The following is an 11,110-nucleotide window of genomic DNA, read 5'->3' on the forward strand; positions in this document are numbered from 1 at the left end:
CTGACTCATGGGAGCCCAGCTCCGGGTCTACAAGCGTCGCATCCGATCCGTCACCGCGACCAAGAAGATCACCAAGGCGATGGAGATGATCGCCGCCTCGCGCGTCGTCAAGGCGCAGCGCAAGGTGGCGGCCTCCACGCCGTACGCGCAGGAACTGACCCGCGCGGTCACGGCGGTCGGCACCGGTTCGAACATCAAGCACCCGCTGACCACGGAGGCCGAGAACCCGACCCGTGCCGCGGTCCTGCTCCTGACGAGCGACCGCGGTCTGGCCGGCGCCTTCAACTCCAACGCCATCAAGGCCGCGGAGCAGCTGACCGAGCGCCTGGAGCGCGAGGGCAAGCAGGTCGACTCCTACATCGTCGGCCGGCGCGGTGTCGCCCACTACAACTTCCGTGAGCGCAAGATCGCGGAGTCGTGGACGGGCTTCACCGACGAGCCCACGTACGCGGACGCCAAGAAGGTGGCGGCGCCTCTGATCGAGGCCATCGAGCAGGAGACGGCGGACGGCGGCGTGGACGAACTCCACATCGTCTACACCGAGTTCGTCTCGATGATGACGCAGACGGCGATCGACTCCCGGCTGCTGCCGCTGCGCCTGGAGGAAGTCGCGGCGCAGACGGAGAAGAAGGACGAGATCCTTCCGCTGTACGACTTCGAGCCGTCGGCGGAGGACGTCCTCGACGCCCTGCTGCCGCGCTACGTGGAGAGCCGCATCTACAACGCGCTGCTCCAGTCGGCCGCCTCCAAGCACGCCGCCACGCGGCGCGCGATGAAGTCGGCGACGGACAACGCCGGAGAGCTCATCGAGACGCTCACCCGGCTTGCCAACCAGGCCCGCCAGGCCGAAATCACCCAGGAAATCAGCGAGATCGTCGGTGGCGCGAGCGCCCTGGCCGACGCGACCGCGGGGAGTGACTACTAATGACCACCACTGTTGAGACGGCCACGGCGACGGGCCGCGTCGCGCGGGTCATCGGCCCGGTCGTCGACGTGGAGTTCCCCGTCGACGCGATGCCGGACATCTACCAGGCCCTTCACGTCGAGGTGGCCGACCCGGCCAACGCCGGCGAGAAGAAGACGCTGACCCTCGAGGTCGCCCAGCACCTGGGCGACGGCCTGGTGCGCGCGATCTCCATGCAGCCGACCGACGGCCTGGTCCGCCAGGCGCCGGTCGTCGACACCGGCGCGCCGATCACCGTGCCGGTCGGTGACTTCACCAAGGGCAAGGTGTTCAACACTCTCGGTCAGGTGCTGAACGTCGACGAGTCCTACGACGGCGAGCGCTGGCCGATCCACCGCAAGGCGCCGAACTTCGACGAGCTCGAGTCGAAGACCGAGATGTTCGAGACCGGCGTCAAGGTCATCGACCTGCTGACCCCGTACGTCAAGGGCGGCAAGATCGGTCTGTTCGGCGGCGCCGGCGTCGGCAAGACGGTGCTCATCCAGGAGATGATCTACCGCGTCGCCAACAACCACGACGGTGTCTCCGTGTTCGCCGGTGTCGGTGAGCGCACTCGTGAGGGCAACGACCTCATCGAGGAGATGAGCGACTCGGGCGTCATCGACAAGACCGCGCTGGTCTTCGGTCAGATGGACGAGCCCCCGGGCACCCGTCTGCGCGTGGCCCTCGCCGGCCTGACGATGGCGGAGTACTTCCGCGACGTGCAGAAGCAGGACGTGCTGTTCTTCATCGACAACATCTTCCGCTTCACGCAGGCCGGTTCCGAGGTCTCCACCCTGCTCGGCCGTATGCCGTCCGCGGTGGGTTACCAGCCGAACCTGGCCGACGAGATGGGCCTCCTCCAGGAGCGCATCACCTCGACCCGCGGTCACTCGATCACCTCGATGCAGGCGATCTACGTCCCCGCCGACGACCTGACCGACCCGGCCCCGGCCACCACCTTCGCCCACCTCGACGCGACGACGGTTCTGTCCCGTCCGATCTCGGAGAAGGGCATCTACCCGGCCGTGGACCCGCTGGACTCCACGTCCCGGATCCTGGACCCGCGCTACATCTCCGCGGACCACTACAACGCGGCCATGCGCGTGAAGAACATCCTGCAGAAGTACAAGGACCTGCAGGACATCATCGCGATCCTCGGTATCGACGAGCTCGGCGAGGAGGACAAGCTCGTCGTCCACCGTGCCCGTCGCGTGGAGCGCTTCCTGTCCCAGAACACCCACGTCGCCAAGCAGTTCACCGGCGTGGACGGTTCGGACGTGCCGCTGGACGAGTCGATCGCCGCGTTCAACGCGATCTGCGACGGCGAGTACGACCACTTCCCGGAGCAGGCGTTCTTCATGTGCGGTGGTCTCGAGGACCTGAAGAACAACGCCAAGGAGCTGGGCGTCTCCTGAGCTTCGAGCTCGAAGTGAGTCTCACGGCTCACACCTGGAAGGGGGCGGGCGCGTCCCGCCCCCTTCCTCACGCCCCTTAGAATTGACCCCAACACCCGGCACTACCGCCGGGTGGTGACCCGAGGAGCCACCCTTGGCTGCTGAGCTGCACGTCGAGCTGGTCGCCGCCGACCGCCAGGTCTGGTCCGGCGAGGCCACCCTGGTCGTCGCGCGCACCACGTCCGGCGACATCGGCGTCATGCCCGGTCACCAGCCGCTGCTCGGTGTGCTGGAGTCGGGCCCGGTGACCATCCGTACGAGTGAAGGTGCAACGGTCGTCGCCGCGGTGCACGGCGGTTTCATCTCGTTCGCGGACAACAAGCTGTCGCTGCTGGCGGAGATCGCCGAGCTCGCCGACGAGATCGATGTCCAGCGTACGGAGCAGGAGCTGGAGCGCGCGAAGGCGGATGACGACGCGGTCGCCCAGCGACGCGCGGACGTCCGTCTGCGAGCGGCTGCGGCGGCGCGCTGAACCGAGTTCGCCTTGTGATGACATCACTCAGCCGCGGCTGGTACCGGAGCAATCCGGTACCAGCCGCGGCTGAGGTGGATGTGGGTGTTTTTTCCGTTCCATTACCTAGGAGACGAGGAGGTCGGTGTCGATGGTCCTCGCTCTGACTGTGTGCGGGGTCGTGGTCGCGCTCGTGGTGGTGGGACTGTTCGTCTTCGGGCTGCGACGCAGGCTGATCCAGCGCTCCGGCGGCACCTTCGACTGCAGCCTGCGCTGGGACGTGGCGGAGAAACCGGACACCAGCGGCAAGGGCTGGAGCTACGGCGTCGCCCGTTACAACGGCGACCGTGTGGAGTGGTTCCGGGTCTTCTCCTACGCCCTTCGTCCGCGCCGCACTCTGGAACGCGCCTCCATCGAGGTGGCCGGCCGCCGGCTGCCGGAGGGCGAGGAGGAGCTCGCCCTGCTGTCCGACGCGGTGATCCTCACCTGTCTGCACCGGGGCACGCGGCTGGAACTGGCCATGAGCGAGGACGCGTTGACCGGATTCCTCGCCTGGCTGGAGGCGGCCCCGCCCGGACAACGGGTGAACGTCGCGTAGAGCGGCGTTGGGGAGCAACGTCGTGTAGCCCTCGGCGGTGCCGGCGGTCATGCAGAAGCTCCCCCGGACGTGGTCCGGGGGAGCTTCGGTGTTTGCGGGGAGCCTCGCGTCCTTACGACAGGCCGCTGTTGATGGCGCTCACCAGTTCACCGTTGCTGGTGTCACCGCTGAACTCCCAGAAGAACGCTCCGCCCAGCCCCTGGGACTTGGCCCACGACATCTTGCCGGCGATGGTGGCCGGGGTGTCGTAGGACCACCAGTTGCTGCCGCAGTGCGCGTACGCGGTACCGGCGATGGTGCCGGTGACCGGGCAGGACGACTTGAGCACCTTGTAGTCCTCGATGCCCTGCTCGTACGTGCCGGTCGCCGGGCCCGTGGCCGTGCCGCCCGGGGCGTCCTGGGTGACGCCGGTCCAGCCGCGGCCGTAGAAGCCGATGCCGATGAGCAGCTTGTTCGCGGGCACGCCCTGGGCCTTGAACTTCGCCATCGCGTCGGCGGTGGTGAAGCCGTCCTTCGGGATGCCGTTGTAGGAGGTGAGCGGGGAGTGCGGGGCGGTCGGGCCCTTCGCGTCCCAGGCGCCGAAGAAGTCGTACGTCATCACGTTGTACCAGTCGACGTACGGGGAGGCCCCGGCGTAGTCGGTGAGGTCGATCTTGCCGCCGGCCGAGCCGTCCGCGGTGACGGCGGCGGTGACCAGCTCCTTGCCGAACTTGGCGCGCAGCGCGGCCATCAGGTTCTTGAAGGCAGCCGGGCCGCTGCTGTCACAGGTCAGACCGCAGGCGTTCGGGTACTCCCAGTCGATGTCGATGCCGTCGAAGACATCGGCCCAGCGCGGGTCGTGCACCAGGTCGTAGCAGGACTGCGCGAAGGCCGCCGGGTTCTTGGCCGCGTCCGCGAAGCCGCCGGACCAGGTCCAGCCGCCGAAGGAGTAGATCACCTTGATGTTCGGGTACTTGGCCTTCAGCTCGCGCAGCTGGTTGAAGTTGCCGCGCAGCGGCTGGTCCCAGGTGTCGGCGGCGCCGCTGACGGACTGGTCGGCGCTGAACGCCTTGTCGTAGTCGGCGTAGGAGTCGCCGATCGCGCACTTGCCGCCGGTCACGTTGCCGAAGGCGTAGTTGATGTGCGTGATCTTGGCGGCGGAGCCCGAGGTCACCAGGTTCTTGACGTTGTAGTTGCGGGCGTAGATGCCCCAGTCGGTGAAGTAGCCCATCTTCACCTTGCCGCCGGTGGGCGGCGGGGTGGTGGTGCCGCCGGTGGTGTGCACGGCGACCGATCCGCTGACCGGGCCGGTCTGGTCGGCGGTGTCGCGGGCCTGGACGGAGTAGGAGTAGTCGGTGCCGGCGGTCAGGCCGCTGTCCGTGTACGAGGTCGCCGTCACGGTCGCGACCGTCTTCCCGTCGCGCAGCACGTCGTAGTTCTTGACGCCCTTGTCGTCGGTGGCGGCGCTCCAGGAGAGCTTCACCGAGGTGTCGGTGACACCGGAGGCGGTCGGGGTGCCCGGCGCGGAGGGCGGGTTGTCGCCGGGGACGCTCGGGCCGCCGTCACAGCTGCCGCCGTTGAGCTTGCAGCCGCTCGGGGAGCCGGGTCCGGTGCCGTTGAAGCCGAAGGAGACGGAGGCACCCGGGGCGATGGTGCCGTTCCAGCCGACGTTCTTCGCGGTCCAGTGGTTGCCGGAGTTGGTGACCGTGGCGTCCCAGGCGGAGGTGACCTTGGTGTCGGAGGGGAAGTCCCACTCCACGGTCCAGCTGCTGATCGAGGCGGTGCCGGTGTTCTTCACGGTCCACTGGCCACCGAAGCCGGTGCCCCAGTCGCTGGTCTTGGTGAAGGTGGCGGTGGCCGAGGTCGTGTCGGCGGCGTGGGCGGAGTCCGCGAGTCCGACCAGTCCGGCCAGGGGAAGCAACAGGGTCGCGAACCCTGCCGCGGCTCTGTGTCCGAAGCGCATGCTGCGCCTCCCTTGTCGGGGGATTATTGTCAGGGGCATGACTGAGCCATCACGCCCGCAGTGCTGCGAGAGTAGAAAGGTCTGGACCATAGGTCAATAGGTCTGGACCAGTGTGCGGAGGGTTCGGCTAGATCCCCAACTCCTGGGCCATTACCGCCGCTTGGACTCGGCTGCGCAGCTCCAGCTTGCCGAGCAGACGGCTGACGTGCGTCTTCACCGTGGCCTCCGCCATGTCCAGCCGGCCGGCGATCTCCGCGTTGGACAGGCCCTCACCGAGGCAGGAGAGCACCTCGCGCTCCCGGCGGGTGAGACTCTCCAGCGCCGGGGGCAGGGCCTTCGGCTCCGGTGCGGACCTCGCGGCGAACTCGGCGATCAGCCGCCGGGTGACGGCCGGGGCGATCAGCCCCTCCCCGCGGGCCACCGTCCGCACCGCGTCGACGAGCCCACCGGCCTCCGTGTCCTTCAGCAGGAACCCGGAGGCACCGGCGCGCAGCGCGCCGAAGACGTACTCGTCGAGATCGAAGGTGGTCAGCACGAGCACGTCCGCGAGCCCTTCCCCGACCACCTGCCGGGTCGCCGACACCCCGTCGAGGAGCGGCATCTGCACGTCCATCAGCACCAGGTCGGGGCGCAGCTCCCGGGCCAGCGCCACCGCCCGCTCGCCGTCCGCGGCCTCGCCGACCACCTCGATGTCGGGCGCGCTGCGCAGGATCAGGACGAGTCCGGCGCGGACGGCGGACTGGTCCTCGGCGACGAGGACGCGGATCATGCGGGCTCTCCTCCGGCTTCTCGGGCCCCTGGGGCTTCGCTCAGGGGAAGGGCGGCGCGTACGGTCCACGCCGTGCCGTGGGGCGAGGCCTCGGGCCCGGCGGCGAAGGTGCCGCCCAGCAGCGCCGTACGCTCCCGCATGCCGACCAGACCGGACCCGGAGCCGGGGGCGCGCGGCGCGTTCCGCTCCCCGTACGGGCTGGTCACGCGGATGTGCAGGGCGCCGTCGCGCTCGTCGACCAGGACGTGGACGCGGCCGGGCGGGGCATGCTTCAGGGCGTTGGTCAGCGACTCCTGGACGATCCGGTACGCGGCGAGCTCGACCGGCGCCGGGACCTTTCCGTGCCGGGCCGCGAGCGTGACGTCCAGTCCGTTGGCGCGGGCACCGTCGGCCAGGGCGCCCAGGCCGTCCAGGGTGGGGATCGCGGCCGGGGCGCGGTCGGCGCCGCCCCCGCGGAGGATCCCGATCAGCCGGCGCATCTCGGCAAGGCCCTCGACGCTGTTCTCGCGGATGACGTCGAGCGCCTGCCGGGTGGTCCCCGGGTCGTCGATCGAGAGGGCCGCGGTGGCGTGGATGGCGATCGCGGACAGGTGGTTGGCGACCATGTCGTGCAACTCGCGGGCCATGCGCGCTCGTTCGGCCGCGACGGCCTGGGTGCGGTCCATCTCCGCCAGCAGCGCCGTCTGTTCGGCGCGCAGCCGGGCCGCCTCGGCGGTCTCCCGGTGATCGCGGACGATCCAGCCGGTCGCGGCCGGACCGAACGCCACGATGCCGGTGACCACCCCGATCAGCAGCGCCTGCGGCGTCCGCCACACGGCGAGCGGCACCAGCGTCCCGGCCACCGTGAGCAGCCCCGTGATCCACAGGACGCGGCGGGCCGAGGCGGGCGGACTGTAGAGGACGGCCGCGTACACGAGATCGGTGAACATCAGGAGTGTGGCCAGATTGCCCTGGGTGGCGGAGTCGGCCGCCACCGCGGCCGTGCCGACGAGCAGGCCCGTCCGGGGCCGGACCCGGCGCAGCAGCTCGCACCCGGCGGTCACCGCCAGCGGCAGCAGGACGGGCCAGCGCCCCGCCCAGGGCACGACCGTGACGGCCGCCGTCCGCGTGTCAAGGCCCAGGGACCACAGCAGCAGCCCGCCGAGCAGCCCGGCCACCGCGATCCGCACGTCGTCACGGTGCGGGCGGGGGAGTCGTCGGGCCATGCGTCCATCCGACACAAAGCGGCGGCCCGCCGCCTGATGCCACGGAAGGGTCCGCGAGTACATCGAAGGATGCAGTCGCACTTCGTCACCGCCGACGACGAAGCGGACGCGATCCGCCGCGAGCCTTGAAGGGCGAGGGAGAGGAGCAACCGTGATCGTCGCACTGATCGTCGCCTGTGAGGTCGGCTTCTGGGTACTGCTGGCGCTGGGCCTGGCCGCCCGGTACCTGCGGGAGTGGCGTCGTACGAGCGTGGTGCTGCTGCTGTGCGAGCCGCTGCTGGAAGTGGTCCTGTTCGTCGTCACGGCCGTCGACCTGAAGAACGGCGCCCGGCCCGGTTGGGAACACGGCCTGGCCGCCCTGTACATCGGCTTCACCGTCGGCTACGGCCACCACACGATCCGTCGGCTCGACGGCCACGCCGCGCACCGCCTGTCCGGCGCTCCACGCCCGCCGAAGCCGCCCCGGTGCGGCCTGGCGCGCGCCCGCCACGAGGGCCGCCTCTGGCTGCGCACCCTGCTCGCCTCCGCCGTCGCCCTCGCCCTGCTCCAGGCGGCGGTCTGGTACGTCGGCGACACCGCAGGCACCGGGCCGCTGCGCTCCTGGCAGTGGACGACCCTGCGCATCGCCGCGATCCACGGGCTGATCGCCCTGACGTATCTGCTCTTCCCCAAGAAAGCCCCCGCCGGGGCCGCCCGCCGCGAGGACGGTCGTACGCTGACCGGGCGATGAGGAGGGCGGATGTCGGATGCCGGGCGGGCCGGGGACGTACTGGTCGTCGACGACGACGCCGCGATACGCCGTTCGCTGGAGCGCGGGCTCAGGCTGAGCGGGTTCGCGGTGCGCAGCGCCGGCAGTGGGGCGGAGGCGCTGACCGCGATCGGCCAGGCACCGCCGGACGTGCTCGTCCTGGACGTGTCGATGCCCGGGATGAGCGGCATCGAGCTGTGCACCCGGCTGCGCGAGGCGGGCCGGGACCTGCCCGTACTGATGCTCTCCGCGCTGGACGAGACCGCCGACCGGATCGCTGGGCTCCAGGCGGGCGGTGACGACTACCTGGTCAAGCCGTTCGCCCTGCAGGAGCTGGTGCTTCGGCTGCGGGCGCTGCTGCGCCGCCGGCCGCCCGCCGGCCGTGAGGTGCTGCGCGTGGCCGGGCTGGTGATCGATCCCGCCGCGCACACCGCCGAACGCGACGGCCGGGCGCTGGGGCTGACCCGGCGCGAGTTCGAGCTCCTGGAGGTGCTCGCCCGCAACGCCGGTCTGGTCCTCACCCGCGACCAGCTCCTGGAGCGCGTGTGGGGTTACGACTTCGACGTGCGCACCGATGCCGTCGACACGTTCGTCAGCTACCTGCGCCGCAAGCTGGAGTCGGACGGACGGCCCAGACTGATCCACACCGTGCGCGGGATCGGTTTCGTGCTGCGGGATGTGTCGTGAGGCTCTCCACCCGCATCGCACTCGCCGTCGGCTGCACCGTTCCGCTGCTGGTGGCGGCCTCCGGCTGGCTGCTGCTGCACCTGGTCGCCCGCGACCTGCACCGCGTGGAGGACGACCACCTGCGCCGGCGGGCCGCCGCCGTCGCCCCGGACGCCCGCGCCCTGCTGCGCGCCACCCGCAACGGCCGCCCCAAGGCCGCAGACACCCGGGAACGGCACCTGTTCAGCTCCGCCCTCGACGTCGGCGTACGCGTCCTCGCGCCGGACGCCACCTTCAGCGGCGGACCGCAGCCGGACCCCTCGGTGCGCCTGCCCGACCAGGCCTCCCGGCCGGTCACCGTCCGCGCCGGCGGACGCAGCTGGCGTGCCCTGTCCCGGCCGCTGAAGGGCCCCGACGCCTCCGGCACCCTGTGGGTGTTCTCGCCGGACACCGCCGACCGGGCCCAGCTGAGGGCCGTACGCCGTCGCGTCGTCCTGACCGCGCTGTTCGCCGCGCCCCTGTCCGGACTGCTCGCCTGGGGCCTGGCCGGCGGCGCGAGCGCCCCCCTGCGCCGGCTGACCCGCCGCACCGCCGGACTCGACCCGCGCACCTCCGCCGCCCGGCTCGAGCACCGGCCGACCGGCGTCACCGAGGTCGACGAGCTGGCGGCCACCGTGCGCACGGTCCTCGCCCGCTACGACGAGCAGGCCGCCCGCACCGCCGAGGCCCTGGACACGGCCCGCTCCTTCTCCTCCGCCGCCGCCCACGAACTGCGCACCCCGCTGATGAGCATGGGCACCAACCTCGACATCCTGGCCTGTCACCCCGGCCTGCCGGAGCCGGACCGCACCGAGGTCCTCACCGACCTCAGGCGCGAACACGCCCGGCTCCTCGGCCTGCTGGTGATGCTGCGCGAGCTGGGACGCGGAGACCTGGTGGAGGCGGAGGCGCTGCGCGCCGTGGACGTCTCCGAGGTCGCCGACGCCGCCGTGGCCGAGGCCCGCCGCCGCGCCCCGGACGCCGAGATCACCCTGGACGCCCCGCCCGGCCCGGCCGTGCACGGCTGGGAGCCGGGGCTGCGGCTGCTGCTGGACAACCTGCTCGGCAACGCCCTCGCCCACGGCCGGGACGCGGACGGCCGGATCCGGGTGGCCGTGGGAGTGCACGGTGCGGGGGACCAGGTGGTGATCACGGTGGACGACCGGGGGCCCGGCGTACCGCCCGAGGCCCGGGAACGGGTCTTCGAGCGGTTCCAGCGGGGTCCGGACAGCGCAGGTTCCGGACTCGGGCTCACCCTGGTCGCCCAGCAGACGGCGCTGCACCGGGGGAGCGTCACCGTCACGGACGGGCCCGGCGGCACGGGGGCGCGCTTCGAGGTGCGGCTGCCCTCGGGCGGCGGGGAGCTGCCCGGCCGGCGGGACTGGCTGATCGGCACAGCCGGGACGAACCGGTCACAGAGTTTCCCCAAAGACCGTCCCTAGCCTTGCGTCGCGCCGGACGGACGACGACCCGTCCGGGACACGCACGGAAACGGACGGAGAGCCAGATGGACGCACGACGACGGACGCGCACGCTGCTCACGGGACTGGCCGTCACGGCCGTCCTCGCGGGCACCACGGGTGCGGCGGCGGCGGAGAGCACCCCCGCGCCCGGGCCCACCGGTGACGGCGCGCACGCGCTGTGCAAGCGGGTACCCAGGCTGGACCGGCGGATCGACCGGGCCCTGAAGCGGCTGGACGCCGGGGCCGGCACGCGTGGCTCGGTGGCCCGGCTGCAAAAGCGCGTGGACAACGCGAAGAAGGCGGGCCACACCGAGATCGCCACCTACCTCCAGGACCGCCTGGAGCACCGCACCTCGCTGCGCAACGACCTGGAGAAGCGAAGGAAGGACCTGGCCGCCGTGAAGACCTGGTGCAAGGCCGACGACAACGGCAAGAGCAAGAAGGGGAAGACGAGCTGATGCGCGTCGCGCGGGCGGCGGCGGCCTTGGCGGTGGCGGCGCTGACCGTCGCCCTCACCGCCGGGTGCGCCCAGCACGACGGCACGGCCTCGAAGCCCGCGTCGTCGGGCACGCCCTCGGCGTCTTCGCCGGGATCCGCCCCGTCCGGCGCCCCCTCGGGCTACGCGGACATGCGGAAGAAGGTGGACGCGGCCGAGTCCGCGGTGGCCGCGGCCGACCGGGACGCGGCGAGCGACGCCGACCGCTGAGGCCGCCGGCCGGACGGGGAGACCGCGCGCGGGAACCGCGTCGGCGCTTCCCGCCCGGCCCGCCCAGCGCCCGGTGTCACCCTCGGTCCGGCGTCACCCGCGCTCCCCGCCCGGCACCCACAG

12 protein-coding genes are annotated in these 11,110 nt (G+C 71.5%); 9 read left to right on the forward strand and 3 right to left on the reverse strand.

Annotated features, from left to right (window positions below):
* Positions 1–7: 7 nt before the first annotated feature.
* The 4 genes from BZY54_RS07695 to BZY54_RS07710 all read left to right on the forward strand — a co-directional run bounded on the left by BZY54_RS07695 (position 8) and on the right by BZY54_RS07710 (position 3,449).
* On the forward strand, positions 8–925 hold the full coding sequence (locus BZY54_RS07695; protein WP_086723892.1) for a F0F1 ATP synthase subunit gamma: 918 nt from the start codon (positions 8–10) through the stop codon (positions 923–925).
* Positions 925–2,361 (forward strand): F0F1 ATP synthase subunit beta, encoded by a 1,437-nt coding sequence (atpD, locus tag BZY54_RS07700; RefSeq protein ID WP_086723894.1) that lies wholly within the window; start codon positions 925–927, stop codon positions 2,359–2,361. The genes BZY54_RS07695 and atpD overlap by 1 nt, the downstream gene beginning before the upstream one ends.
* Before the next feature lie 133 nt (positions 2,362–2,494).
* Positions 2,495–2,872 (forward strand): F0F1 ATP synthase subunit epsilon, encoded by a 378-nt coding sequence (locus tag BZY54_RS07705; protein WP_086723896.1) that lies wholly within the window; start codon positions 2,495–2,497, stop codon positions 2,870–2,872.
* A gap of 130 nt (positions 2,873–3,002) precedes the next feature.
* Complete coding sequence (locus tag BZY54_RS07710) at positions 3,003–3,449, forward strand: DUF2550 domain-containing protein (protein ID WP_086723898.1); 447 nt, start codon at positions 3,003–3,005, stop codon at positions 3,447–3,449.
* 112 nt (positions 3,450–3,561) lie between these two features.
* Here the strand turns inward: BZY54_RS07710 and BZY54_RS07715 are convergent, their stop codons facing one another.
* The 3 genes from BZY54_RS07715 to BZY54_RS07725 form a co-directional block, all read right to left on the reverse strand.
* Positions 3,562–5,391 carry a glycoside hydrolase family 18 chitinase gene (locus tag BZY54_RS07715; RefSeq protein ID WP_086723899.1) on the reverse strand — a complete coding sequence of 610 codons (1,830 nt, stop codon included), beginning with the start codon at positions 5,389–5,391 and terminating at the stop codon, positions 3,562–3,564.
* Positions 5,392–5,518: 127 nt separating this feature from the next.
* Complete coding sequence (locus tag BZY54_RS07720; protein WP_086723900.1) at positions 5,519–6,160, reverse strand: response regulator; 642 nt, start codon at positions 6,158–6,160, stop codon at positions 5,519–5,521.
* Positions 6,157–7,365, reverse strand: coding sequence for a sensor histidine kinase (locus BZY54_RS07725; protein WP_086723902.1), 1,209 nt, complete (start codon positions 7,363–7,365; stop codon positions 6,157–6,159). The genes BZY54_RS07720 and BZY54_RS07725 overlap by 4 nt, the downstream gene beginning before the upstream one ends.
* A 151-nt stretch (positions 7,366–7,516) precedes the next feature.
* Between BZY54_RS07725 and BZY54_RS07730 the strand changes: the two genes are divergently transcribed.
* The 5 genes from BZY54_RS07730 (at position 7,517) to BZY54_RS07750 (ending at position 10,987) form a co-directional block, all read left to right on the forward strand.
* On the forward strand, positions 7,517–8,095 hold the full coding sequence (locus BZY54_RS07730) for a hypothetical protein (RefSeq protein WP_086723904.1): 579 nt from the start codon (positions 7,517–7,519) through the stop codon (positions 8,093–8,095).
* Positions 8,096–8,104: 9 nt separating this feature from the next.
* The gene (locus BZY54_RS07735; RefSeq protein WP_086723906.1) at positions 8,105–8,800 is read left to right on the forward strand and encodes a response regulator transcription factor; all 696 of its coding nucleotides are present in this window, start codon (positions 8,105–8,107) and stop codon (positions 8,798–8,800) included.
* Positions 8,797–10,260 (forward strand): sensor histidine kinase, encoded by a 1,464-nt coding sequence (locus tag BZY54_RS07740; RefSeq protein WP_086723908.1) that lies wholly within the window; start codon positions 8,797–8,799, stop codon positions 10,258–10,260. Before BZY54_RS07735 ends, BZY54_RS07740 begins: the two co-directional genes overlap by 4 nt.
* 65 nt (positions 10,261–10,325) lie before the next feature.
* Positions 10,326–10,739, forward strand: a complete 414-nt coding sequence (locus BZY54_RS07745; RefSeq protein ID WP_086723910.1) for a hypothetical protein — start codon at positions 10,326–10,328, stop codon at positions 10,737–10,739.
* Positions 10,739–10,987 (forward strand): hypothetical protein, encoded by a 249-nt coding sequence (locus BZY54_RS07750; protein ID WP_086723912.1) that lies wholly within the window; start codon positions 10,739–10,741, stop codon positions 10,985–10,987. The genes BZY54_RS07745 and BZY54_RS07750 overlap by 1 nt, the downstream gene beginning before the upstream one ends.
* The last annotated feature ends 123 nt before the right edge of the window (positions 10,988–11,110 follow it).

The sequence above is a fragment of the Streptomyces carpinensis genome (assembly GCF_002154505.1).
In the GTDB taxonomy this organism is placed as follows: Bacteria; Actinomycetota; Actinomycetes; order Streptomycetales; family Streptomycetaceae; genus Streptomyces; species Streptomyces carpinensis.